This is a genomic window from Stenotrophomonas sp. HITSZ_GD (assembly GCF_029543105.1).
Classification (GTDB): domain Bacteria; phylum Pseudomonadota; class Gammaproteobacteria; order Xanthomonadales; family Xanthomonadaceae; genus Stenotrophomonas_A.
This window is the reverse complement of the sequence record NZ_JARQXB010000011.1, coordinates 71,587-96,115: the sequence shown is the minus strand read 5'-3', so window position 1 is coordinate 96,115 and position 24,529 is coordinate 71,587. Positions and strand designations below refer to the sequence as shown.

At 65.6% G+C, this 24,529-nt stretch carries 25 protein-coding genes and 1 pseudogene; 13 read left to right on the top strand and 13 right to left on the bottom strand.

Features of this window, described 5'->3' with window-relative positions; genetic code table 11:
- The first annotated feature begins 314 nt into the window (after positions 1 to 314).
- A complete protein-coding gene (aceE, locus tag P6166_RS12170; RefSeq protein ID WP_277764724.1) occupies positions 315 to 3,002 on the top strand; it encodes a pyruvate dehydrogenase (acetyl-transferring), homodimeric type in 2,688 nt (895 codons plus the stop codon).
- A gap of 594 nt (positions 3,003 to 3,596) precedes the next feature.
- On the opposite strand, the gene P6166_RS12165 is transcribed toward aceE, so the two are convergent.
- Positions 3,597 to 3,815, bottom strand: coding sequence for a hypothetical protein (locus P6166_RS12165; RefSeq protein WP_277764723.1), 219 nt, complete (start codon positions 3,813 to 3,815; stop codon positions 3,597 to 3,599).
- Positions 3,816 to 4,176: 361 nt separating this feature from the next.
- Between P6166_RS12165 and P6166_RS12160 the strand changes: the two genes are divergently transcribed.
- The gene (locus P6166_RS12160; protein WP_277764722.1) at positions 4,177 to 4,374 is read left to right on the top strand and encodes a hypothetical protein; all 198 of its coding nucleotides are present in this window, start codon (positions 4,177 to 4,179) and stop codon (positions 4,372 to 4,374) included.
- A gap of 14 nt (positions 4,375 to 4,388) precedes the next feature.
- Complete coding sequence (locus tag P6166_RS12155; RefSeq protein WP_277764721.1) at positions 4,389 to 4,547, top strand: hypothetical protein; 159 nt, start codon at positions 4,389 to 4,391, stop codon at positions 4,545 to 4,547.
- Between the two features lie 823 nt (positions 4,548 to 5,370).
- Here the strand turns inward: P6166_RS12155 and P6166_RS12150 are convergent.
- Entirely contained in the window at positions 5,371 to 5,580 is a 210-nt protein-coding gene (locus tag P6166_RS12150) for a hypothetical protein (RefSeq protein WP_277764720.1), read from the bottom strand.
- Between the two features lie 308 nt (positions 5,581 to 5,888).
- On the opposite strand from P6166_RS12150, the pseudogene P6166_RS12145 reads away from it, so the two are divergent.
- Positions 5,889 to 6,109 (top strand): annotated as a pseudogene (locus P6166_RS12145) (IS3 family transposase); the annotation flags it as partial.
- A gap of 160 nt (positions 6,110 to 6,269) precedes the next feature.
- Here P6166_RS12145 and P6166_RS12140 read toward each other — a convergent pair.
- The 6 genes from P6166_RS12140 to P6166_RS12115 all read right to left on the bottom strand — a co-directional run bounded on the left by P6166_RS12140 (position 6,270) and on the right by P6166_RS12115 (position 11,201).
- Positions 6,270 to 7,100: a hypothetical protein gene (locus P6166_RS12140; RefSeq protein WP_277764719.1), complete on the bottom strand. Its 831-nt coding sequence runs from the start codon at positions 7,098 to 7,100 to the stop codon at positions 6,270 to 6,272.
- A gap of 1,092 nt (positions 7,101 to 8,192) precedes the next feature.
- Positions 8,193 to 8,849: a hypothetical protein gene (locus P6166_RS12135; protein ID WP_277764718.1), complete on the bottom strand. Its 657-nt coding sequence runs from the start codon at positions 8,847 to 8,849 to the stop codon at positions 8,193 to 8,195.
- 202 nt (positions 8,850 to 9,051) lie between these two features.
- Positions 9,052 to 9,348, bottom strand: a complete 297-nt coding sequence (locus P6166_RS12130; protein WP_277764717.1) for a hypothetical protein — start codon at positions 9,346 to 9,348, stop codon at positions 9,052 to 9,054.
- Between the two features lie 154 nt (positions 9,349 to 9,502).
- Positions 9,503 to 10,021: a DUF1456 family protein gene (locus P6166_RS12125; RefSeq protein ID WP_277764716.1), complete on the bottom strand. Its 519-nt coding sequence runs from the start codon at positions 10,019 to 10,021 to the stop codon at positions 9,503 to 9,505.
- 391 nt (positions 10,022 to 10,412) lie between these two features.
- Positions 10,413 to 10,670, bottom strand: coding sequence for a hypothetical protein (locus P6166_RS12120; RefSeq protein ID WP_277764715.1), 258 nt, complete (start codon positions 10,668 to 10,670; stop codon positions 10,413 to 10,415).
- 30 nt (positions 10,671 to 10,700) lie between these two features.
- Complete coding sequence (locus tag P6166_RS12115) at positions 10,701 to 11,201, bottom strand: YgjP-like metallopeptidase domain-containing protein (protein ID WP_277764714.1); 501 nt, start codon at positions 11,199 to 11,201, stop codon at positions 10,701 to 10,703.
- 45 nt (positions 11,202 to 11,246) lie between these two features.
- Here P6166_RS12115 and P6166_RS12110 point away from each other — a divergent pair, with 45 nt between their 5' ends.
- From P6166_RS12110 to P6166_RS12080, 7 genes are all read left to right on the top strand, one after another.
- Positions 11,247 to 11,801 (top strand): DUF2058 domain-containing protein, encoded by a 555-nt coding sequence (locus P6166_RS12110; RefSeq protein WP_277764713.1) that lies wholly within the window; start codon positions 11,247 to 11,249, stop codon positions 11,799 to 11,801.
- 69 nt (positions 11,802 to 11,870) lie between these two features.
- Positions 11,871 to 12,722: an AraC family transcriptional regulator gene (locus P6166_RS12105; RefSeq protein WP_277764712.1), complete on the top strand. Its 852-nt coding sequence runs from the start codon at positions 11,871 to 11,873 to the stop codon at positions 12,720 to 12,722.
- Between the two features lie 76 nt (positions 12,723 to 12,798).
- Entirely contained in the window at positions 12,799 to 12,945 is a 147-nt protein-coding gene (locus P6166_RS12100; RefSeq protein WP_277764711.1) for a TRASH domain-containing protein, read from the top strand.
- A gap of 185 nt (positions 12,946 to 13,130) precedes the next feature.
- Complete coding sequence (locus P6166_RS12095) at positions 13,131 to 14,129, top strand: alpha/beta fold hydrolase (RefSeq protein ID WP_277764710.1); 999 nt, start codon at positions 13,131 to 13,133, stop codon at positions 14,127 to 14,129.
- Positions 14,130 to 14,234: 105 nt separating this feature from the next.
- Positions 14,235 to 14,363 (top strand): hypothetical protein, encoded by a 129-nt coding sequence (locus P6166_RS12090; protein ID WP_277764709.1) that lies wholly within the window; start codon positions 14,235 to 14,237, stop codon positions 14,361 to 14,363.
- A 157-nt stretch (positions 14,364 to 14,520) separates the two neighbouring features.
- Complete coding sequence (locus tag P6166_RS12085; protein WP_277764708.1) at positions 14,521 to 15,591, top strand: hypothetical protein; 1,071 nt, start codon at positions 14,521 to 14,523, stop codon at positions 15,589 to 15,591.
- 302 nt (positions 15,592 to 15,893) lie between these two features.
- Positions 15,894 to 16,190 carry a hypothetical protein gene (locus P6166_RS12080; protein ID WP_277764707.1) on the top strand — a complete coding sequence of 99 codons (297 nt, stop codon included), beginning with the start codon at positions 15,894 to 15,896 and terminating at the stop codon, positions 16,188 to 16,190.
- A 253-nt stretch (positions 16,191 to 16,443) separates the two neighbouring features.
- On the opposite strand, the gene P6166_RS12075 is transcribed toward P6166_RS12080, so the two are convergent.
- The 4 genes from P6166_RS12075 to P6166_RS12060 all read right to left on the bottom strand — a co-directional run bounded on the left by P6166_RS12075 (position 16,444) and on the right by P6166_RS12060 (position 20,001).
- Complete coding sequence (locus P6166_RS12075) at positions 16,444 to 16,899, bottom strand: PA2169 family four-helix-bundle protein (protein ID WP_277764706.1); 456 nt, start codon at positions 16,897 to 16,899, stop codon at positions 16,444 to 16,446.
- 152 nt (positions 16,900 to 17,051) lie between these two features.
- Entirely contained in the window at positions 17,052 to 17,642 is a 591-nt protein-coding gene (locus tag P6166_RS12070; protein ID WP_277764705.1) for a GIY-YIG nuclease family protein, read from the bottom strand.
- A gap of 124 nt (positions 17,643 to 17,766) precedes the next feature.
- Positions 17,767 to 18,252, bottom strand: coding sequence for a VOC family protein (locus P6166_RS12065; protein WP_277764704.1), 486 nt, complete (start codon positions 18,250 to 18,252; stop codon positions 17,767 to 17,769).
- Between the two features lie 24 nt (positions 18,253 to 18,276).
- On the bottom strand, positions 18,277 to 20,001 hold the full coding sequence (locus P6166_RS12060) for an AarF/UbiB family protein (RefSeq protein ID WP_345781875.1): 1,725 nt from the start codon (positions 19,999 to 20,001) through the stop codon (positions 18,277 to 18,279).
- Between the two features lie 146 nt (positions 20,002 to 20,147).
- Here P6166_RS12060 and P6166_RS12055 point away from each other — a divergent pair, with 146 nt between their 5' ends.
- Both P6166_RS12055 and P6166_RS12050 read left to right on the top strand, forming a co-directional pair.
- Positions 20,148 to 21,089 carry a DUF808 domain-containing protein gene (locus P6166_RS12055; RefSeq protein ID WP_277764703.1) on the top strand — a complete coding sequence of 314 codons (942 nt, stop codon included), beginning with the start codon at positions 20,148 to 20,150 and terminating at the stop codon, positions 21,087 to 21,089.
- Positions 21,090 to 21,112: 23 nt separating this feature from the next.
- Complete coding sequence (locus P6166_RS12050) at positions 21,113 to 22,498, top strand: carboxylesterase family protein (protein ID WP_277764702.1); 1,386 nt, start codon at positions 21,113 to 21,115, stop codon at positions 22,496 to 22,498.
- Positions 22,499 to 22,546: 48 nt separating this feature from the next.
- Here the strand turns inward: P6166_RS12050 and P6166_RS12045 are convergent, their stop codons facing one another.
- Entirely contained in the window at positions 22,547 to 24,136 is a 1,590-nt protein-coding gene (locus tag P6166_RS12045) for a diguanylate cyclase (protein WP_277764701.1), read from the bottom strand.
- Positions 24,137 to 24,529: the final 393 nt, after the last annotated feature.

Sequence of the window (24,529 nt, the reverse complement as noted above, 5' to 3'; positions counted from 1 at the left end):
CCCGGCACGGGCAGTGCGCCAGCCGGCCGCAGCACAGTTCCGGCATCCGGCGGCCGAGGGGGCCTTGCCTTCGAAGGCAACGCCGCCCCCGACCGCCGGCATCCGCCGCCGCGGCCCTATTCCCGTCCCCGGGGCTGGCTATTCCTTCGCCGCATCCTTGTCCTGCGGGACAGCCCCGGACACCCATGGAACGCTGCTTTTCCCGCCACTCCATACGCACCCGTAGCGAGGAATGCGGCAATACACGTGGGTTACACTTCGTGGTTCACGAAAACATTGCACGGCGGCCCCCGCGCGCCGTCACCGGGAGCGTTATGAACTGGTTGAACGAAGTACTGCAGAACGATCCGAACCCGCTCGAGACCCAGGAGTGGCTCGAATCGCTCAAAGCGGTCATCGATGTCGAAGGCCCGGAGCGCGCCCACCAGTTGCTGGAAGGCATGGTCGAGCAGACCCGCCGCGCCGGTGCCTACCTGCCGTTCTCGCCGACCACCGAGTACGTCAACACCATTTCCCCGGCCAACGAAGCCAAGAGCCCGGGCGATGCGGCGATGGAGTGGAAGATCCGCTCGATCATCCGCTGGAACGCCATGGCCACCGTCGTGCGCGCCAACCGCAAGCCGGGTGACCTGGGTGGCCACATCGCCTCGTTCGCCTCGGCCGCCACGCTGTACGACGTGGGCTTCAACCACTTCTGGCGCGCGCCTTCGGACAAGCACCCCGGCGACCTGCTTTACATCCAGGGCCACAGCGCCCCGGGCATCTACGCCCGCGCATTCCTGGAAGGCCGCATCACCGAAGCCCAGCTGGACAACTTCCGCATGGAAGTGGACGGCCAGGGCATTTCCTCCTACCCGCACCCGTGGCTGATGCCGGAGTTCTGGCAGACCCCGACCGTCTCGATGGGCCTGGGCCCGCTCGGCGCGATCTACCAGGCGCAGTTCATGAAGTATCTGGAGAACCGCGGCCTGATCGAGAAGTCCGACCGCAAGGTGTGGTGCTTCATTGGCGATGGCGAGTCGGACGAGCCGGAAACCCTCGGCGCCATCGCGCTGGCCGGCCGCGAAGGCCTGGATAACCTGATCTTCGTGGTGAACTGCAACCTGCAGCGCCTGGACGGCCCGGTGCGCGGCAACGGCAAGATCATCCAGGAGCTGGAAGGCGTGTTCCGCGGTGGCGGCTGGAACGTCATCAAGTTGCTGTGGGGCGGTTACTGGGATGCCCTGCTGGCCAAGGACACCAACGGCGTCCTGAAGAAGCTGATGATGGAAACCGTCGACGGCGAATACCAGAACTGCAAGGCCTTCGGCGGCGCGTATACCCGCGAGCATTTCTTCGGCAAGTACCCGGAGACCGCCGCGATGGTGGCCGGCCTGTCCGACGACGACATCTGGCGCCTCAACCGCGGTGGCCACGACCCGCACAAGGTGTACGCCGCCTACCACCAGGCCGTGAACACCACCGGCATGCCGACGGTGATCCTGGCCAAGACGGTCAAGGGCTACGGCATGGGTTCGGCGGGTGAATCGCTCAACCCGACCCACCAGACCAAGAAGCTGGACGACGAAGCCGTCAAGCATTTCCGCGACCGCTTCAACATCCCGGTGAGCGACGCCCAGCTGGCCGACGGCCAGGTGCCGTTCTACCACCCGGGCGAGGATTCGCCGGAAGTGCAGTACCTCAAGGCGCGCCGCGCCGAGCTTGGCGGCTACCTGCCGCAGCGCCGCCCGAAGGCGACGCAGTCGTTCGTGGCGCCGACGCTGGACAAGTTCGAGCGCCTGCTCAAGGACAGCGGCGAGCGCACCTACAGCTCGACCATGGCCTTCGTGCAGACGCTGAACATCGCGCTGCGCGACAAGGAAATCGGCCCGCGCATCGTGCCGATCGTGGCCGACGAGGCCCGCACCTTCGGCATGGAAGGCATGTTCCGCCAGATCGGCATCTACGCGCCGTTCGGCCAGAAGTACAAGCCGGTCGACGCCGACCAGCTGATGTACTACCGCGAAGACCAGGGCGGCCAGGTGCTGCAGCAGGGCATCAGCGAGCCGGGCGCGATCGCCTCGTGGATGGCGGCGGGCACGAGCTACTCGGTGTCCGACGTGCCGATGCTGCCTTTCTACATCTACTACTCGATGTTCGGCTTCCAGCGCGTGGGCGACATCGCCTGGCAGGCGGCGGACATGCGCACCCGTGGCTTCCTGCTCGGCGGCACCGCCGGCCGCACCACGCTCAACGGCGAAGGCCTGCAGCACGAGGACGGACACAGCCACCTGCTGGCCGGTGCCATCCCGAACGTGCGCACGTACGACCCGACCTTCGGCTATGAAGTCACCGTCATCATGCAGCACGGCATGAAGGCGATGATGGAAGACCAGGTGGATGAGTACTACTACATCACCCTGATGAACGAAAACTACGCGCACCCGGAAATGCCGGCCGGCGCGCAGGAAGGCATCATCAAGGGCATGTACCTGCTGAAGGACGCCGGCAAGCCGAAGAAGGGCGAGCTGCGCGTGCAGCTGTTGGGCAGCGGCACGATCCTGCGCGAGGCGATTGCCGCGGCCGAGCTGCTGGACAAGGACTTCGGCGTGACCGCCGACATCTGGTCCTGCCCGAGCTTCAACGAGCTGCGCAAGGATGGCTTCGACGCCGAGCGTTGGAACCGCCTGCATCCGGAAGCGGAGCAGAAGAAGGCGTTCGTGACCCAGCAGCTGGAAGGCCGCCAGGGCCCGGCGATTGCGGCGACCGACTACGTGCGGCTGTTCGCCGACCAGATCCGCTCGTTCGTGCCGATGAGCTATACGGTGCTGGGCACCGATGGCTTCGGCCGCTCGGATACGCGCGCGAACCTGCGTAGGTTCTTCGAGGTGGATCGGTACTACATCGCCCATGCCGCGATTGCGGCGCTGGCGAAGGAAGGCAAGATGACCGGCAAGGATGTGGCGCGGGCTATCAAGCAGTACAAGATTGATCCGGAGAAGGCGAATCCTGTAGGGGTTTGAGCTCTGGTCCGATGCTCAAAGTAAAGAAGGGCGGCTTAAGCCGCCCTTCTTTTATTTTGTAAAGCGCTTGAAAAGCGAAGTGGCCTGCCCGAGCCTATAAGCCGGAAGCGGCAATCCTCGACGGCGCCCGCACGCCGCCAGCGGTGAACCCCGCCTGAGGCAAAAAAAGCGGTAGCACCGCGCGGTACTACACGCATTAGCCGGCTACTGACGGTGTGTGGTGGCCGGAAGGCTAGTGCACGAGCCTGGCTTGGTGGCGCAAGCCTCAGCCCGGTTATCACGTAGCGCGAGCGCACCCATCTATCTGGCCATCCAGTGGATCGCGACGGCAGCTAGCGGAAGAACTAACGGAAGAGACCGGAACAAGACAAGCATAAGGCGACTTCCCTCCGCGAGACGAGGCGCATTCAATGCGCTATGCAGCCCAAGGGTAAAGGCCGCGGAGCAATAGCTCAGCATGGTGGGACCGAACAGGCCGCCTTTCGAGAAGGGCATCGATAGCAGACCGATGGCGTAGAGCACGCAGGCGAGTCGGAGGAACATCGGGGAGCACTCCTGGAAGCGGCGTGCCGCGGACGGCACGCCGCATGACTGTTACATGTAGTTTCTGTAGATGGCTACCCCAACCATGGCGCCGATGATGGCGCCACCGAAGGCACCGGCGGCGCCACCCGCCATGCCCAGGCGAGCGCCCCATGCGGAGCCGCGGACAATTGCCCAGCCGAGAGTTCCACCGGCCGCGGCGCCACCCACGGCGGCATCGCCACGGTCTCCACCGCTCACGGACATCACTTCATACGTCAATTCACGCATTTGGCTCACTCCAGGTTCGAGAGTTGAATGCATGCTGGCCGCCCGAAGTTGGGCAGGCAGAGATTCGAACGACGGGCGCCCACTTGATATGCGACCAATCCATGGCGGCGCGAAGTTGTCAGAACTGCTGACAAAGTCACGAGTATCAGCTTGTGTCTGTCCTAGGTCTCAAGTGGGCAGCTAGCTGCAATACGAATGGAAAGCCCGAAGGAAGCGCGGGGAACAGCAAATCTCGCCTTCGAGTAAAAGCGGATGTCGATTCCGCATTGATCACTCACCTAGAGTATTGAAGCATCTGCATGCACGCTTTCGCGGATCGGCGTGCGCGGCTTCGCATGAGACTTGTGGCGGGATCGCTAGATTGAGTCCTCATCAATTTTTGTTGCAGGAGCAGTTTGCTATGTATGAGTTGACATCGGATCAGATAGCCGAAGTGTCCGGCGGCGTTCTGCCGTTGTTTGGTGTCCTGGCATTCGTCTACTACGAACGCCAAGAGATTTCGGATTTCTTTGGCGGCGTAATGGATGGATTCAATGGAACCTCGCACATGGAGCCCTGATTAGGAGAGTCATCATGAGAGAGTTGACCGAAAATGAGATCGTCCAAGTTGCCGGCGGAGACCGCCAGACCTACAACTGGGGCAGGATGGTTGGCGGGGCTGCCAGAACCTTCTGGCGCGCGATGAAGGACTATGCCGTTTCAAGCGACTCGTCGACCGACGTTATCGTTTGAGGTCATCGGCCTCACCAAAGGGGTGCCAAGTCGAAACTTGGCATCCCTCACCCTCTAATGAGGATTGTTCGGTGAAAAATGCTGAGAGCGGAAATGCGAGTGCGGGTGCGTACTACATCCTCCGGATCAGGAAGCGCGACGCGAAACTTGCCAGCGTCATTCTGTTCCTCTGGTTTATATGGAGCCAGGCAGCTGATCTAAGCGCCCTGTTCCGCGGGCTATTTGATTCACTGGGCTGACAGCGGCGCCACTGCGTCCGGGAGATGCGGAGAACGGACTGCTGCGGGTGCGGTCAGCCAGTCTTTGGCATCGATATGACAACACTCAGGCGAGCGACATCATCGGGCTGGGTGCGGTGGTACGGGGTGGCGGCAGAGGCCGTCCGTTGCGGCGCGCGCAGGCGGGAATAAGTTGATGGAGGCGGTGATTGATACGAAACGTTGAGTCGCACTCACCCACCCGGCAGCATCACCCGCGCCCGCGCTTAGGCTTCGTCGATCTCGGCCAGCAGCGCGCTGATCCGCTAGGGCTTGGCGGGAAGTCCACCTGCGGTGGCAACGCGCCGAGCGCGCCGCGCGGAAAACCGGAGGTGAGCACCAGGCCGACGTGTGGCGACGTCGCGGCGACGCGGTGGCAGACTTCCATGCCGAGCAGGCCGTTGGGCATGGCCGCGTCGAAGCCGCCGTTTACTGGATCCGCGTCATCGCCTCGCGGCCATCTACCACGGTGACCCGATGGGTGGGCGAAAAGGCCCGGGCCGAGGTCTCACATGTAATACAACGCGCCACCAGCAACGCGAGGCCACTGGCCGGAGTCGTTGTCGTCAGCCCTTTGAATCCGGGCCGCCGGATACGCTGTCCTTCCTTGGGAGCAGTCCGTGCCGCCTCAGGCATTGGTTGATCTGCCCGTTGTCGGACAAGGTGCTCATGGCTATCCAGAACATGGCGCCGAAGCCGAGTGAGGGAATGATCAGGCTGCGGACTTCAAAGGTGCCGGTGATAAGCCCCTTCACCGTTGACACCTCGATCAACATCAATGCGGCGGCTGCGGAGGCCATCCGCCACGGTGTACGTCTGGTGATCCTTCTAAGCATTTGAATGTTCACTGGATGAATTGAGGCGGAAAAAAGCTGTCTCCGATCGAATCACCGACAAAAAAACCTACGCCAGCGCCGCCCAGCCCATCGCTTGATCTCCTCTACGATTGGCCGCGAATAAGCGGCGACGCAAGTTTCCAAGGTATGCGGCCAGCCCAACATGCGAATAGCCATCTGACAACACACGTTGCCATCCCTGCTGACATAGACATCGTTCGGTCATAGGCCAGAACAGTCCGGCGGCGGCGGAAGCGCACCTGGACATCGAGGCGCTGAAGTCGGCTTCGGGGCAATGCGCTGGCCCCGCAATGCAAGCGCGAGGCAATCCGACGCATGTGCGAGCTGAGTTTGACCAGCGAGCCCAAGGCTTGCCGGCTTGTGGGCTTGTCCAGCGATGGTTTCCGCCATGAGCCCGCCGTCGCTTGCTACCCAGGCGTTGTCGGCACGGCTGAGGCAGGTCAAGAGAGGCGCAGTGTTGGTCAAGGCGTTGCCGCCGCGGCCGCTTGAGGAACTGTTGGTGCTAAACCGCCTGCCAGAGACAGAGCCAAAGTGCCCTGGCAACCATCGCTGGCATCGCGGACGCGGGATCCATAGAAGGCCCACGGAGCAGTCGAAGAGGCCTCCAGCTAGTTTTGAACGGGAGCTCCGAGTGAGCGCCGATTCAGAGCCATCAGGGAGTCCGTCGCCCGGACCAACTCCGCTGCTGAAACGGGCTCGTTGGCGACAGGCCGCAGAAAATGCTGGCGCACGTACTGCCAATAGATTGCCTGCCTGCCCATTTCGGTCTCGATCATGGAGAACATGCGCATCGTCGATCTATAGTCGAAAACAAGCGGGTCGAAGTCGCCCCCGTTTTGGGCTGGCGGCTCAATCGGATTGGTGAAACGACAGCACATCTGTCCACTGCGCTCGCAGACCCCAGCTACAACGGGCTGCACGACAGCCCCGCTTCTGCGCGCAAGCGAGGCCGTGCCCAACATGAGGTCGATGGGCCTCCCCAGGAACCTAAACTCAAGAGTGTCGCTCCTGTCGAGATAGGCGTCCGGAAGGGTGATGAGCACGCTACCGCGTCGAAGCGAGTCCAAGCACCTGCGCAGGTCTCTCTTGCCGGTGTGGACGAACTCGACGTTGTATCTGGGTGCGGGCCACAGCGCACCGCAGACACCGACGAACAGCTGGTTGCTTGGGTGGAAAGCAGGATCACCGTACATGATTACGACGGGCCGGATCAGCCTCGCGCGCTCGACCAACGAGATCACTGCCGCAATGTAGTGCCCGTGATGGGGGATCGCCAGCACGATTCCGCGCCCCACGCTGGTTCGCAACTGCTCATCGAAGCCGCGATAGTCAGTCCGGTCCAGGCATGAGACGCACCGCAGGATGTAGTTGCGATTAGGGCTACGGAGAACCCTCGCAAAGAGCAACTTTACTAAGTACCACCGATAGAACAAAGCCACAGCTCGCTCGGGCCGTGAATGCGCTGTTGATCGCAGTCTCCTCTTGATCGCTGAGCGGGGCCTTCAAGAGCAGTTCTACGGCAGGCGATCTATTCCTGATCCATGGTACCAATACGCCTGAGGCCTTCCAGGCCGCCAGCCATGTCAAACGTCGTACTGATGCTGCCACCTGGAAATATCCTTCTCGTGCGCACGAAGAGCTTTGAATGATTCAGCGAGCTTTGGAGAAATCTCCGATTTCGTTGAGAGCTCACGGAGAATAGACGACTTCAGCTGGCGAACCCGGTCTCTCGCCGCTTTCGCACGCCAATCTGGAGTTCGTTCAATTTGGATTGCACGGGGCAACCATTCGTCGCCGAGGCCATCGCAATCGCGAAGGTACCGGGCGAGCCCCTGTGTCACCTCTTCCTGCGTTGGACGACAACTCAGGCATCTCGTGCCGCTCGGCGACCAGATACTGATCTTGTAACCGTGCCGAGCTGAGAGGAAGAACTCGATAGGCGATACAAACTTCCACACATTGAAATCGCGAGCCGCAACGATCGCATCGACTGGACTTGTAAGTTGGTCTGAGAAGGAGACGACGACGGCGGGTAGTCGTGGCCTTGAAAGCAGCTGCGACGGCGAAAGGCCCGGAGAATGACGGGAGCCGACGACACACAGATCGTTGCCTCTGCGGATCACGCGCTCGGCTAATCGCAACGTCCTTGGCGTGGTGGGCAGTACGAGAACCCGTGGCGGTCCTGCGCGCATATGTACTCTCCTATCGAGCGCCCCGAAGTCGGGGCGCTCATTGGGTTTAATCGAGATTCGGATCCGGGGGTGGCGGGGCGCAGTCGTTACCGTTGCTGCCACAGCAATCACTGCACATTGCGCTTGGACTTGGCAGTCCCGCTTGGTCGGCTAGATGGGTGGCAATCAGATCAAGATTCCCGCCCATTCGGATCGCCGTCTCTAGAAATTCGATACTTGCTAGGTCCACGAACTACTCCATTCGTTGCCGACGGAAATGTCTGGCATCACGATGGAGCCGCAATACGCGCGCCAATGAAACGACTTGAGTGCATGAATGCGAGAGGCACGCGAAACTTCTCACTCGGTGACGCAGCCTCGGCGTTGCATCGTCAGGAGTATGGACTCTGCGCTGCCGGGGTCTGACTGTAGCCTGGCGCGCAGCTCTTGGCAGTCCTGGCGTCTCGCCAGGCGCTGCCACCGTGCGGCGATGGAGTTGTCGCGCACTTTGACATTGGGAAGGACGCGGTCGCTGGCTAAAGAGATATCATCCCTGCGGCGCATGATGCTTGGCTCGAACGTCTTGTCGCCAGCAAGCAGTTGCCAGTCGTCCCGCGTCACATGGTCGGTTGGTGGACTGACATCGGCCATATTGTCGATATCCGGACGAGTTGAGGGCGTCGGGATGCGATTGCGCTGACTCTTACGTTGGACGGCGTGACTGGGGGTTGGATCAGCAGGACTGGGCGGTTGAATTGGCAACTTCGCCTTCGGTGCTTGGGGATTTCCATCGACTGAGCGGATCTTTTTGGCGTCGATGAACTCAACTTCCAAGCGAACAAATGCAGGAGATGGGTTCCTGAGTGGGGGAGCTCGGACATCGAGTTGAGTCCAGATCAATCCGAGGATGACGACAGACAACGCCGAAGCGACCAGTGAATCCAAGCGCCTGGTGATATGAACAGAAGAGTGGCGTTCCATCGGAATGCGAAGTGGCGTCCCTCCACGCTCGCTCATTAGTTCATGCGGAACACTTCGTGGGATGTCCAAGGATCGCTCGCACGGTCAGCTGGGGAATCCTTGTCTCCTGGCCGCGGCGAGGCTATTTAAAAATTCCTATCAATGACTGCTCTACATGCCCCGAGTAATGCAGATGCCAAGTGCCTCCAGCCCGATTTCGACGGCTGCATCGATCAGCGCCACAAGCTCGGAACGGGGGCTAGATCATCAGTGCAATCCGGCGCAATGCCAGAACGCAGACGGGCAGAAGGGCAGGCAATGCCCTGCACCCGAACATCAGAGCACGATTGCTGCCGGAGATTCTTCGAGCATGCAATGCCGAGTAAATGCCGATAGAGAAGACTGCGGCACAGTAGAAGCCGGTGGAAACGGTGAGCCAGCCTTCCGGCGATCGAGAGGGAGTCATCACTGCTAATGCATAGAAGATGACGGCCGCGCGGAAGAAGTTTGAGTTGCGCAGCCTGGGTGGGCCCTCCGAATCTTGCGGGCTCGTCATCGTCCAGTATCCATTGTCCGTCATGGGCATTCGGATCAGACTAGACCAGTCATCAGCTACCAGAAGCGAGTAATTGGCTCAATCAAACTCTATTGCGATTTCTCTTACAGCTAGGCCCGCGTCCCAGGGGCGTGGAAGGGGGCGTTAACCCCGATTATTCCAATGACAAATCGGAAATCACGCCTTGGGGGGCCACCGCTTGCTTGTCACCACGAAACCGCAGCGTCAGCCCCTTAAGGAAATTCCGCAGAATCTGATCCCCACAAGGCCGGTAGTGCTTATGCCCCGGTTGCCGGAACAGCGCGGTCATCTCCGGCTTGGTCAGCGGAAACCCCGCAGCCTGCATGATCTCGTGCATATCCACGTCCTTGAGCTGGAACGCCACGCGCAGCTTCTTCAGCACCAGGTTGTTGGTGATGCGCGATTCCACGGGGCGTGGCGCCTGGGTATCGCTGGGCCCACGGAAGTACAGGATCAGGCCGTCGAGGAAGTTGGCCAGCAGGCGGTCGCTGCAAGCCACCGCGCCGTCCTCGTCGTCCTTCTTCAGCAGGGCCGGGATGTCGGCCTTCTCGATCGGGAAATCGGGATCGACTAGATGCGTGATCTCCACGACCTTGGCATCGCTGAGGTCCAGCATGAAGCGGATGCTGCGCAGTACGTCGTTGTTGATCATGGCAGGGTCGCTCGACGGTCGAGCCAGGCTGGCGCCCGAGCTCGGGGGCGGCGGATCAGTATAGCCTCCACAGCAGGGCCACTACGCCAAAGATCAATGGTAGAACGCTAGGGACGCCGCCACTTACCACCAGCGATTCCCGACGGCATGGTAACTGCCCTACCGCAACGCCATTACGCTACTGCAGAACGCGTTGGACATCAGAGGCATCGGCCTCGAGAACAAAGCTGATATGGCCGCGATGAGCAAGGCGGTCAAAGACGAAACCGAAGCCCATCAGCCAGCGCCCGAATCGTTTGCCGCGCTCACCGTATGCTCATCTGTCCAGTCACCCGTGCCCCTGCGCACCATTGGGGAATCGTCCGAAGGACACCCAGTACCCGCATTTCGTCTACGCCGAATTGGCGGCTCGGAGCCGCTGGTCCCAATCCGTTAAATCCCCTATCGCCATGCTGACGACGTCCTGAAACTCGGCCAGCGGAAAGGTCATGTCTACGGGCTTGTTTAGGTAGACGTCCTGGAGGAACGTCACCTCGGTTGCGTTCCCGCCAACAAGGCGGAGCACGCAAAGCCGCTGTCCCAGAAACTGGATCTCCGCAGCGGGCGAGGTCTCCGGCCCCTCGGTGATGAAGATGATCTCGAATCGCATGGCTGTACGGCTCCCTCTGTGGCGGGTACTTCAATCCCGATCGTCCAAATCCCGCTGCGTCAAATACAACCGCAGATCAAACTCCAGCTGGTGATACTCCGGCTCCATATGCCGGCACAGCTGGTAAAAGGCCTTGTTATGTTCGGCCTCCTTAATATGCGCCAGCTCGTGCACCACGATCATCCGCAGGAAATCCGCCGGCGCATCGCGGAACACCGTGGCGATGCGGATCTCCCGGCTGGCCTTCAACTTCCCGCCATGCACGCGTGAAATCGCCGTATGCGTGCCCAGCGCATGCTTCATCACCTGCAGCTTGCCGTCGTACAGCACCTTGCCCAGCGGCACCGAGCGGCGCAGATGCTGCTCCTTGAGCGCCTGCACGTAGTCATACAGCTGCCCGTCGTTGCGGACCGCATGGGCGTCCCGGTACTTCTCGGCCAGCATCGGCCTCAGCCGGCCCTGGTCGATCAGCTGGCGCACCCGGTCCAGCAGGGGCGGGGGATAGCCGGTGAGGTATTTCAGGGTTTCCATCGGGCGTTATCATGGGGCCTGAATCCCCAGCAAGAAAGCAGTGTCATGGCAAAGGCGAATCCCCTCCAGGAACAGCTGCTCAAGGCGGGGCTGGTCAAGAAATCCAAGGTGGCCGAGGTCGCGCGCGAGCAGAACAAGGCTCGCCACGCCAAGGGCCCGGCCGGTCCCAGCGAAATCCAGATCGAGGCCGAGCGCGCGCGCGCCGAGAAGGCCGAGCGCGACCGTGCCCTCGAAGCCGAGCGCAAGGCGCAGGCCCGCATGGCCGAGATGCGCGCGCAGGCACGGCAGATCATCGCCGACAAGAAAGTGCCGCGGGCCGGCGAAAGCGAATATCGGTTCACCGTCGATGGTGTCATCCGCACGCTGCTGGTCAACGACGACCTGCGCAAGAAGCTTTCCGCCGGCGTGCTGGTCATCGCCCGGGTGGACGACCGCTTCGAACTGCTGCCGCGCCCGGCCGCCGACAAGGTGCGCGAGCGTGACGCCAGCATGATCGTGCTCGACCACGGGCAGGCACAGGACAGCGCGGCCGATGCCACGGCTTCCGATGACGATGCGTACTACGCGCAGTTCAAGGTGCCAGACGACCTGGTGTGGTAACGAGGCGGCGCGGCTGTCGCCGCTCCGCCGCGTTACGATGGCCCCCACCTCCCGGCCTGGCCTCCCGGCATGTCCGACTTCACCGTGCACCTGTTGCTGCAGACCTCGCTGGTGCAGGTCCGGGACGTGGTCTGCGCCGGCACCTGCCGTCACCTGGGCGAGATAGAGCGTTCCCGCCGCACTGAACTCGTCTTCCCGTATCGCGGCACCTACGTGCGCCACCTGGAAGACGACCTCGTCGTGGCCGATGCCAGCCAGGTCATCTTCTTCAATGCGGACGAGCCCTACCGCATCAGCCATCCGCATGCCGGCGGTGATGCCAGCCTGGCGCTCACCATCGACGAAACCTTGCTGCGGGAAATCGCCCCGGCCCCGCTGCTGCACGAAGGTACGCCGCCGCGCTTCCGCGTGCCGCGCCTGCGCATCGACCCGCGCACCCAGGTGCTGGTCGCGATGCTGCGCCATAGCCTGCACGAGGGCATTGCCGATCCGCTGGAAGGGGAGAGCCTGGCCCTGGTGCTGGCGCAGCGTGCTATCGGCCCGCGCACCGCGCATGCGGCCGGCGCCAGCGCGGGCAAGCGCCGCTTGGTGGACCGCGCCAAGGTGGTGCTGATGGGCGACGTGACGCGGCGCTGGACGCTGGCCGATGTCGCCGCCGAGGTGGGCGTTTCGCCCGTCTACCTGACCCAGAGCTTCCGCGAGGTCGAGGGCGTGCCACTGTATCGCTACCAGATGCGCCTGCGGCTGGCCCGTGCGCTCGATCTGCTGGGGGAGTACGAGGACCTCAGCCGTCTCGGCCAGGACCTGGGCTTCTCCAGCCACAGCCATTTCAGCGCGGCGTTCCAGCAGGCCTACGGCCGCAGCCCCAGCGAGTTCCGTCAACTCGCGCTGCACGCCGCACCTCCCCGCGGCGAGCGCTAAATTTCTTGATAGCGGCCCGTACTCGCGCGGGCGCCTACTGTACGTGCCCGATCCGGGCAACCCACGGGAGAACGACATGAGCGAGAAGACCTGCGCCGCCTGCGATTGCGAACTCGACGAGAACGCCATCCAGGTCAAGCTCGGCGGCAAGGTGGTGGAAGTCTGCTGCGAGGAATGCGCCACGCAGCTGCGCGAAGCCTACGCCTCCGCCGCCAACGGCTGAGCCGCCGGAGTTCCCGGGTCGCGCGGCGCGCGACGGCGATCCGGGTTTTCCACGCTTTTTGACCGCATCGCCCCGAGGCATGCGCGCGGCCGGCGGTCCACCCCTCCACGATCCCTCTCCGCCCGCGATCCGCCGGGCGGCATGAAGCGCTGCGCGCCTTCGCGCCGCAGCCAACGGAGAACCCCATGTTGAACCGCAGGCAATTCCTGGCCGCCACCGGCTGGGCCGGCGCTTCGCTGGCCTTGTCCGGCCTCGTCACCGTCGGCGGTGACGTGCACGCGCCCGATCCGTCGCTGGATGCGGATACCTTCCACGGTCTGCGCCGTTATGCGCGCACACAGTTTGGCGACATCGCGTATGTGGAACAGGGCAGCGGGGAGGCCGCATTGTTCCTGCACGGCTTTCCCCTCAACGGCTTCCAGTGGCGCGGCGCGCTGCCACGCCTGGCGCCCTATCGGCGTTGCATCGCGCCGGATTTCCTCGGCATGGGCTACACGCGCGTGGCGCAAGGGCAGGCGGTGGGACCGGACGACCAGGTCGCCATGCTGCTGGCGTTGATGGATACCTTGGGCATCGCCAGTACCGACCTCGTGGCGAACGACAGCGGCGGCGCGGTGGCCCAGTTGATGCTGGCGCACCATCCGAAACGTGTGCGCACGGTGTTGCTCACCAACTGCGATACCGAAATCGACAGTCCGCCGGCGGCCCTGATGCTGGTGATCGAACTCGCACGCCAAGGCCGCTTCGTGGACGAATGGCTGGGCCGCTGGCACGCGGATCGCGCCCTCGCGCGCAGTGCCGAAGGCATCGGCGGAATGTGCTACGCCGATGCCGCGCACCCCACCGACGAGGCGATCGACATGTACTTCGGCCCGCTACTTTCCACCCAGCACCGCACCGACCTGGCGCATGCCTACGCCATCGCTCTTTCGCGCAACGCACTGGCAGGAACAGCCGCTGCATTGCGCCGGGCGCGCGCACCGGTGTGGGTGGTGTGGGGCACGGCCGATGACATCTTCGAGATGCGCAACGCCGATCACCTCGAACATGCCTTTGGCCATTCGCGCGGCGTGCGCCGGCTATCGGGATACAAGCTGTTCTGGCCGGAGGAGCGGCCGGACGTGATAGCCGAGGAAGCCCGGGCGTTGTGGAACGCATGGATACCCGCCGTGACGCGGCGTTGATCCAGCGATGAAGCATTCAGTACGTCACTGCGAACAACACACCCGCGTCACTCCTCGCGGCGCACCGTCGGGTGGCGGTAATTCCCACCGCAGAGGAATGCAGACATGACCCAGCAGAACCCGCAGCGCCAGCAGGGCGACGATGACAGCCAGCAGGCTGACGAATCCCAGCGCCGCCAGCAGCAACAGCAGCAACAGCAGCAGCCGCAGAACGACCAGGACGAAGAAGAGTAAGTCCAGGTCGGAAGGCAGGCATTCCGAGGGCCGCGTTCGCGCGGCCCTCTATTTTTGTGCACGCGGACTTCTCGAACGCATCTCGCGTCTTTCACGGTCCGGCGCGCAGCCTCCCGTCTCGCCAACCGTTGGCGCATGGATTCGGAGAACCAATGCAATGAGCATCCCAGGCGATCGCTATATCCCTCCTTCCGCGGTCGAGACGGTCGCCGTCGTCGCCGCCGCGGATCCCGTCGTTGCCCCCGTTGAAAGCGCGGTGTCGTGGGGCGCGATCCTGGCCGGCGCAGCGGCTGCCGCGGCGTTGTCCCTCATCCTGGTGATCCTCGGCGTCGGCCTCGGGCTGTCGTCGGTGTCGCCTTGGTCGTTCGAAGGCGTGAGCGCCGAGACGTTCGGCTGGTCGAGCATCGCCTGGATCACCTTCACCGCCATCGTGGCCTCCGGGCTGGGCGGCTACATCGCCGGCCGCCTGCGCACGAAGTGGACGCGCCTGCACGGGGACGAAACCTACTTCCGCGATACCGCGCACGGCTTCCTCTCCTGGGCGATCGCCACGCTGTTGGCCGCCGGCCTGCTGACCAGCGCGATCAGCGGCATCCTCGGTGCCGGCGTCAAGGCGGCCGGTGCCACCGCCGGTGCCGCCAGCGGCGCGGCGGGCGGCCTGGCCACGCTCGGTGCGGCCGCCAGCGTGCCGGGCACCCAGGACGGCGATCTGCAGTACTGGGTCGATTCGCTGTTCCGCCGCACTACGCCCACCGCCACGTCGGCGCCGGGCACCCCCGTCGAGCCGATGCCGGCCACGGCCGGCGCGGTCCCGCCGCCGCCGGCGCGCGCACCGGCCGGTGTGGAGCCGATGCCGGGTACCGTGCCGCCGCCGCCGGGGCAGGGTCCGGCGGCCGACCGTCCGGGCGCGCGCGCCGAAGTGGCCCGCATCGTGTTGAACAGCCTGCAGTCGCCCACCATGGACGCCGCGGACGCCCAATACCTCGCCCAGCTCGTCTCCGCGCAGACCGGCATGAGCCAGGCCGAAGCGCAGGCGCGCGTCACCGACATGCAGACCCGTCTGCGCGCGGCCATCGACAAGGCCAAGCAGCAGGCCAAGCAGGCGGCCGACGATGCGCGCAAGGCCACCGCCTATGCCGCGCTGTGGCTGTTCATCACGCTACTGGTGGGTGCCTTCTGCGCCAGCCTGTTCGCCACCTGGGGCGGCCGTCGCCGCGACCTGTACTGACCGCTTACCCGTCGAAGGGAGAATGACCATGAAATACATGCTGCTGTGGCTGCTCGGCGTGCCGATTCCGATCCTGCTGCTGATCGCGCTGCTGCGTTGAGCTCGAGGCGTTGAACTGGAAAGGCTGCCGAAAGGCAGCCTTTCTTTATGGGCGCATATGGCCGATACCTGCGCGCAGTGAGGCGCCGCTTCACCCTGTTTATACGGCGAGGCATTGCATGATGCATCGACCGCGGCGGTGTTGGGCATGCATGGGCATGCCACGCCGCAGGCGGTATCTCTTCCTCACGAGGTGACAGGCCATGACCGAGCGCATCGAAGCGGGCCAGCTGGTATTCGTGGCCGATGGCGAGATTGGCGTGGCCGGCGTGCGCGAGGTGCGTCCGCATGAGGATACTTTCGTCATCAACGTGCAGAACGGCGGCGACTTCGTGCTGCCGATGAGCGCGGTCAAGGACGTGCACTCCGGCAAGGTGATCCTGGCCGTCGACAAGCTGCCGGAAGACGTGCGCGAGGCGCTGCGCCATCCGCACGCGGCGGAGATCCACAATCCCAGCTACGCCGCCACCGATCCGGAAGAAGGCGCGCTGAAGGACTAAGCCGTTTGCCTGAGCGCAACGGCGTCGGCCAATCCCGTTACGCGCTTGGCCGTGGGCTGAAAGGGTTGAAGCGAATCCGAGGGGCCGCAGGTGGTCCTGATCGCACCTGCGCGGCGAACTGATGGGCGCAGCGCGAAGCGCAGCCACGAATCTCAGGCGGCGCCAACTTCCAACAAATTGCTTGCGCCAAGTACACGCGCAAAAAAAGGGCCCCGCGAACGCGGGGCCTTTTCTTCATCGAGGCTTGCCCAGATCAGGAAGCCATCTTCAGCGCATGCTTGCGGTTGCGCATGACGTCATGGCACTCGCGCACGCTCGGCAGCAGCGCCTGCACCTCGGCGCGAACCGCCGCCGGCGTGTCGCTGTCGCTCAGCGTGTCCTGGAAAGCGTGCAGCAGGCGATCCTCGGACTGCTCCAGCTCGGCGACGTAGCCGTAATCGGTGTCGCCCAGCATGGCGCGGACGCGGCCATACATCTGCTGCATCGAGCCGACCATCGTGCCGTGCTCGGCCGGCTTGCCGCCCGCGGCGGCCACGGTCGCGCTCAGGCGGGTGACGATGTCGCTCTTGACGCCCGCGATGCGGGTGAACAGGCCGGAGAGCTCGGGATTCTCCACCTTGCCGGCGGCTTCGGTATAGAAGTCCTTGCCGTCGCGGGCGATCTCGATCAGGTCGTTGAGGCTATGCTCGATCTTGCTCTGGGTGCTCATTCAGTGGCTCCTTGGTGATGCGGAAGGCGGTGATTCGCCGTGCGCCCCCAAGATCGCCAAACCGCTATAAATTCCCTGTGACTTCGCGTGACGGGCGCCGCGACGTTGCTGAGTGGCCGGCAGGGAATGCATCGGCTGCGTGAAGCAAAGCTTCAACGCACGCGGTCGTACCAGGCGCGGACGTGCGCAGGGAGATGGGGTCGCGGGTCGATGCCGAGCGCCACGTGCGCGTCAAGCCAATCGCGCAGTGCCCGCAGCGCTGGCGAATCGACCGTCCTCTCTTCCTCGCCCGGCGGCAGTTGTGCCTCGCTCCAGCTGTAGAGCCGGTCCAGGCGTGCATGCAGGGCCGCCTGTAGCCAACGCCCGAGCGGATAGCTGCGATATCCCTGTTCGCCGAGGCGGCTGACCGCATCGGAGACCTGCCGCTGGGCGCCGCGCACCCACTCGGTCTTGCCGCCCGCACTTACCGGGATGGTGAGTGGCGCGGGCGCGCGATGCGCCTTCAAGGGGCGCCGCAAGGCCAGCTCGAGGTCGCGCGCATCGCGCTCGGACTCCGCCTCCACCAGCACCCCGGTCGCCAGGTCGAAGAACTCGAACCAGCGCGGATGCAAGGTGCGGATGCGGCCCAGCGGGTCGCGCGAGAAGCCAATCTTGCAGAAATCTTCCCACGCACAGGGCAGCACGTAGGTGTAGCAGCGGCCGTCGAGGCGGATAGCGTCCAGCTCGGGAAGCTCGATGGGCATGTCACCACTGTGGCACGGCGTGCTGAAACGCACCGTTCATACGGCCGCCGAGCCCTCGTAGAGTCGGCAGGCAGTGCGAGGCTGCCATCGGACATCCGTGCCCGTCGCCGGGCCGGGGCGCCGCTCACCCCCGCCGCGCCGCCTCGATCTTGGCCACGTCGATCTTGCGCATCTCCATCATCGCGGCGAACACCCGCTGTGCCACGGCGGGGTCAGGGTCGGTAACGCCCTCGGACAATACACGCGGCGTGATCTGCCACGAGATGCCCCACTTGTCCTTGCACCAGCCGCAGGCGCTCTCCTGCCCGCCATGGCCGACGATGGCGTTCCACAGCCGGTCGGTCTCTTCCTGGTCCTCGGTAGCCACCTGGAACGAGAAAGCCTCGTCCGGCTTGAAGGCCGACCCGCCATTGAGGCCGATGCAGGGAATCCCCATCACGGTGAACTCCACCGTCAGCACGTCGCCCTTCTTGCCAGACGGGAAGTCGCCCGGCGCGTGATGGATCGCGTCGACCGAGCTGTCGGGGAATGTCTTGGCGTAGAACTCCGCCGCCTCCAGCGCCGTGCCGTCGTACCACAGGCAAATCGTGTTCTTGTGCTTGCTGCTCATGCCGCCCTCCTGGATGAAGTGACGCTAGCGGTGCCCGCGCTCCTCGCGTGCCCGTGCGCGGCGGTCGAACAGCACCGCGCTGGCCACGATACCCAGCCCGAGGAAAACCGCCAGCAGGAACAGGACCAGCGCGATGGCCGGGTAGCCCCACAGCTTGAACGGCGTGTCGATGCGCATCATCTGCGAGGACGCCAGGATCAGCGCGGCGGTGACGATGCCCGCGGCGACCCGGTTGGCGATCTTCTGCAGATTCTCCATCAGGTGCGACTCCTCCAGCCCGGTCACCTTCATCTGCATCCGGTTCTCGGCCAGCAGCGAAAGGATGTCGGACAGGCGGCGCGGGCTCTCGCGCAGCAGCGTCTGCACTTCCATCGCCTCGCTGGCGAGGTTGGCGGCCGACAGCGACTTGCGCAGCCGCGCGCGCATCACGCTCTGCAGGTGCTGCTCGACCACCCGGCGGATATCCAGCGCCGGCGAGAGCGTGCGGCATACCGATTCCAGGTTGAGCAGCGTCTTGCCGAGCAGGCTCAGTTCCGGCGGCGTGCGCAAGCCGGTCGCGGTGGCGATGCGCACCAACTCCAGCACCACCTGGCCTTCGGTGGTGGTGTCGTGCGCGGCATAGCGGGCGATCATCTGCCCCACCTCGCGCAGATAGCGCTCCTCGTCGTAGTCCTCCAGGCGCGTGCTCAAGGCGATGGTCTCGTCGGCCACCTCCTCGCCGCGGCCATCCACCGCCGCGAACAGCAGTTTGAGCAGGCGCTCGCGCAGGCGCGGCGGCACGTGCGCCACCATGCCCAGGTCGAAGATCGCCAGGCGGCAATCGTCGGTGACGCGCAGGTTGCCCGGGTGCGGATCGGCATGGATTTCGCCGTGCACGAAGATCTGGTCCAGGTAGCCGCGGATCAGCGCACTGGCCACCGGGGCCATGTCCTGCTCGGTACGCCGCACCGGCGGGATCGCGTCCACGCGCACGCCGCGCGCCAGTTCCATGGTCAGCACGCGGCGGCCGGTGAAGTCCCACACCGGCTGCGGTATCCACAGTTCCGGGAACGGGGCCAGGTGCTGGCCGAAGCGCACCAGGTTCTCCGCCTCGGCCTCGTAGTTGAGTTCGGCGATCAGGGTCTTGGCGAACTCGTTGAGCCAATCGGCAAAGCGGACTCGGCGGCCCAGGCCGGTGAGGCGATCGGCGGCGTTGGCGAAGCTGCGCAGCACGTCCAGGTCCGAGCGTACCTGGGCGGCAACCTCCGGCTTTTGCACCTTCACCGCCACCTCGCGCCCGTCGCGCAGCGTGGCGCGATGCACCTGCGCCAGCGATGCGCAGCCCAGCGGCGTTTCCTCGAAGCTTGAAAAAGCCTTGCTGACCGATACGCCGATCTCTTCCTCGAAGATCTCGCACACGCGCGCCACCGGAATCGGCGCCACCTGCTCCTGCATGCGCTCCAGCGCGCTGGCGAACTCCGGCGGCACCAGGTCCGGCCGGGTGGACAGCATCTGCCCGAGCTTGACGAAGGTCGGCCCGAGCGCTTCGAGGTCGCGCACGAACTGCTCGGGATTGCTCTCGGCGGCCACGTCGGCCTGCACCGCCGGGTCGAGGTTGAGGCCGGAGAACACGCCGGAGTTCCGGTAGCGCAGCAGCAGGCGCAGGATTTGCGTGCGGCGGCTCATGCCGCCGACCAGCGCCGGGTCGCCCGTGCGCGTGGGCGGGGCGGTCGGCGTGGCGGACGGGGCGCCGGGCGAGGGGACGGGCAGGGTGTCGCTGTGGCCGGACAAGGCGGTTCTCCGCATCGGATGGCGCCAGTGTCCGCAGGGGCCGGTCGTCGCGCGGTGAATCCGCCGTTCCCCGCCGTGGCCGCGATCGGCGAGAATCGGGCTCGACCTCTCCGAATGGAATCCCCATGGCCGGCGCCAGCCTGTTCACCCTGCTCGACGACATCGCCACGCTGCTGGACGACGTGTCCATCCTCACCAAGGTCGCGGCGAAGAAGACCGCCGGCGTCCTGGGCGACGACCTGGCGCTCAACGCCCAGCAGGTGACCGGCGTGCGCGCCGAGCGCGAGCTGCCGGTGGTGTGGGCGGTGGCGAAGGGCTCGCTGGTCAACAAGGCGATCCTGGTGCCCGCGGCGCTGGCCATCAGCGCGCTGGAGGGGTGGCTGCGCGCGCGCGGCTACCCGATCCCGCTGGTGGTGCCGCTGATGATGATCGGCGGCGGCTACCTGTGCTTCGAGGGCGTGGAGAAACTCGCCCACAAATGGCTGCATCGCGAGGAAGAGCCCGAGCAGCAGCATGCCGAGCGGCTGCAGAAGCTGGCCGATGCCTCGGTGGACGTGGTGGCGATGGAGAAGGACAAGATCAGGGGCGCGATCCGTACCGATTTCATCCTCTCGGCCGAGATCATCGTGCTCTCGCTGGGCGTGGTGAGCGGGCGGCCGTTCGGCCAGCAGATCCTGGTGCTGATCGCCATCGCGCTGGCGATGACCGCCGGCGTGTACGGGCTGGTGGGCGGCATCGTCAAGCTCGACGACCTCGGCCTGTGGCTGAGCCGCAAGGGCGCGGGGCTGGCGGCGATCGGCCGCGGCATCCTGCGCGCGGCGCCGTGGCTGATGAAGACGCTCTCGGTGGTCGGCACGCTGGCGATGTTCCTCGTCGGTGGCGGCATCCTCGTGCACAACGTGCCGGCGCTGCACCACTTCGTCGTCGGCCTGGGGCCGCAGACCGGCTGGGGCGCCACGCTGGTGTCCACGCTCGGCAACATGGTGGTCGGCGTGATCGCCGGCGCGCTGGTGCTGGGCGTGGTCACCGCCTGGCAGAAGCTGCGCGGCGCCCCCGCGGCGCACTGAACCGGATAACCAAGGAGAACCGCATGACCCGCATCACCCTGGGCGCGCTGGCGCTGTGGATTGGCATGGCGGCATCCCCGGCGCAGGCCGCCGATGCCACGCAGGTGACGGTGGACGGTGGCCGCGTTCAAGGCCACGCCACCGAAGGACTGCTGGTATTCAAGGGCATTCCCTATGCCGCTGCGCCGGTGGGCGCGTTGCGCTGGCGCGCGCCGCAACCGGTACCGCGCTGGAACGGCGTGCGCCCGGCCCGCGCCTACGGCCCGGATTGCATGCAGCGCCCGTTCGCCACCGACGACGCGCCGTTGACCACCGACCCTTCCGAGGATTGCCTCTACGCCAACGTGTGGCGCCCGGCGCAGGCGCAAGGCCCGCTGCCGGTGCTGGTATGGGTCCACGGCGGCGGTTTCGTCAACGGCGGCGGTTCGCCGCCGAGCTACGCCGGCGCGGCGCTCGCGCGCCAGGGCGTGCTGGTCTTCAGCTTCAACTACCGCCTCGGGCGCTTCGGCACCTTCGCGCATCCGGCACTGGCGAAGGCGAACGCCGACGGCGGCCGCACGGTGAACTACGGCATCCTCGACCAGGTGGCCGCACTGGAATGGGTGAAGCGCAACATCGCCGCGTTCGGCGGCGATCCGCGCAACGTCACCGTGATGGGCGAGAGCGCGGGCGGCATGTCGGTGCATGCGTTGTTGACCTCGCCGCTCGCGCAGGGCCTGTTCCAGAAGGCGGTGATCCAGTCCGGCGGCGAGCCGGATGGGCGCGGCACGCTGGCCGATGCCACGCGCGCCGGCGTGCGCTTCGCGCAGGCGCAGGGCATCGAGGGCGAGGACGCCCAGGCGCTGGCCAAGCTGCGCGCGCTGCCGGCCGAGGCCGTGCTGGGCGATCTCAACCTCACCACGCTGGACCGCAGCCTGGGTGAAGCCGGCACCTATGTCTTCCCCGTGGCGGACGGCCAGGTGGTCGCCGACCTGGCCACGGCCTATCGCGAGGGCAAGTACAACCGCGTGCCGCTGGTGGTGGGCGCCACGGCCGACGACATCGGCGGGCCGGACGGCTACATGGTGGCCGGCGCCAGGCACACGGCGGACGTCTTCGCGCGCGCGGGCCTTCCGACCTGGCATTACCAGTTCGCCTATGTGGCCCAGGCCACCCGTGCGGTGCACCCGAAGGGCGCCGCGCATGCCAGCGAGATTCCTTATTTCTTCGGCACCGTGGGCGTGCGCTACGGCGGCGATACCAAGCCCGGCGACCTGGCGCTTTCGTCCAAGGCGAGCGGCTACCTGTTGAACTTCGTGCGTGGCGGCAACCCGAACGGTGAGGGCTTGCCGGCGTGGCAGCCGTACACGGCCGGGCAAGGCGCCACGCAGGTGTTTGGCCTGACCGGCGAGGTGGGGCCGGCGCGGTGAGGTGAAGCGAGGCTTGCCGGCCGCGGCTGACGTCGCGGCTCGGGGAAACTACTCGGCGTCGATCACGCGGTTCTTGCCTGCCTGCTTGGCCGCGTACATCGCGCGATCGGCGCGCCTGACCACCGATTCGGCGCTCTCGCCCGGCTGGCATACGGCCACGCCCGCGCTGAAGGTCACGAACACGCGCAGGCTTTCGTGCAGCAGGGCGCGCTGGGCCAGCGCGCGTTGCAGCCGCACCACCGCCGCGTGCGCCTCGAAGGCGGTGGCGTCCGGCAGCAGCAGCACGAATTCCTCGCCGCCGAAACGCGCGATGGCATCGCTGGCGCGCAGCACGGTGCGCGCGGTGACCACCAGGTGGCGCAGCGCCGCGTCGCCGCCGGCGTGGCCGTGGGTCTGGTTGAGCAGGCGGAAGTCGTCCAGGTCGATCAACGCCACGCACAGCGGCTGCCCGCCGCGCTGCGTGCGCGACTGCTCGCGCGCGAACAGTTCCTCGAACCCGCGCCGGTTCAGCGCGCCGGTCAATTGGTCCTCGCGCACGAGGTCGGACATGTCGCGCAGTTCCTGCTCCAGCGCGTGGATGCGCTGTTCGGCCTCGTCCACCTGCTGCTTGGCCTCCACCAGCTCGTCGCGCGCGCGCAGCGCCTGCGCCTGCACGCCGGCGGTATCGGCCAGGATGTCCTGCAACAGCCGGCCCAGCTCGGAAATGCTGCGCGCGCGGGCAATGGCCTGGGAGTAGCCGGCCACGCGGTCGTGGTACTCGCCGGTGCTGGCGGCCATGCCGTCCAGGCGGTCGACGAAGGACACCATCATGCCGCGCATCGCGTCCTTGGATTCGGCGATGCCCTGCTTGAGCAGGCCTTGCTTGTACATCACCTCGCGCAGGCTGCCGCGCGCCTGTTCGAGCGTGTTCTTGTCCAACGGGCCGGCGATCAGCTGGCGGATGGCCCCGATCTGCCCCTGCAGCCAGCTGCGGTCGTCCAGCAGCTCGCCCACGTTTTCCAGCAACAGGTCGAACAGGCCCAGCAGCAGGTTCTGCTGCTCGTGCGCGTCCTCCGCGCGCAGGCCGATCTGGTGGCTCAACTCGCGCAACCGGTGCTCGAAGCCGGTGACCGGCTGGCCCGGCCGCCACGCGCGCAGGTCGTTGCCGAGGGTTTGCGATTCCTCGCTGAGCAGGCGGTCGCGCTGCAACGCGGTGGCCAGCGCGTTGCCCAGCGCCTGCCGCAGCAGGTCGCGCCATTGCTCGGCCTCGCTGCGCCCGTCGCCCAGCAGCTCCACGTCCACCGTGCGGATGTATTTGTCGATCAGCTGGCGCAGGGCGCGCCCATAGGCCTCCCAGTCGCCTGCCTCGTAGGCGTTGCGCAGGCGCGCGCCCATGTCGGCCAACTCGCCGTGCAGGGTGCACATGCCCTCGGCGAACGCCCACAGCAAGGCCGGCGGCTGGCGGGCGGGGGCGAACAGGCGCTGCAGGGCAGCCGTGGCGGCGGCGCGATCCTGCGGTGGAGGCGCCGCGCCCGGCAGCCACTCGCCGTCGAGGGCGGTACCCGGCGCGGGCGCCACGGTCGCGTCTCCGCCGCCGCGCGGCCACCAGCGGCGCAGCGCGCCGAGGCGAGGAGAGGGCGGGTCGCGGGGGTCGGACATGGAGGCGTGGCGCCGGAGGCTTCGATGCCGGGTTATCGGCGCGGCGCGCGCGGGCTTGAATGGTTCATCGCATGACCCACCGCATTTCGGGGCGTTTGCACCGCAAAGGGGAAATGAATGCGCGCACGCGATGAGCACAGCACGTTTCGTCATCAAAACAACGCGCGCGCTTCACGTGCTTTTTATCGCCGCTTGCCGAGTATCACTCCAGGCGCTCGTGGAGGACTCGCGAGCGCCACGGCTCGATTTCCCTGCTTCGACATCGCCCAGCTGGCTTGGGGCGATGGGTGTCTCTTTTCCTGTTTTTCCGTCCTCCCCCCCCACTGACGGATGTAGTGATGACCGCCTTGCTCTCGCTGGATGCACCCATCGCGCCGCCGCGCGATGTCCCCC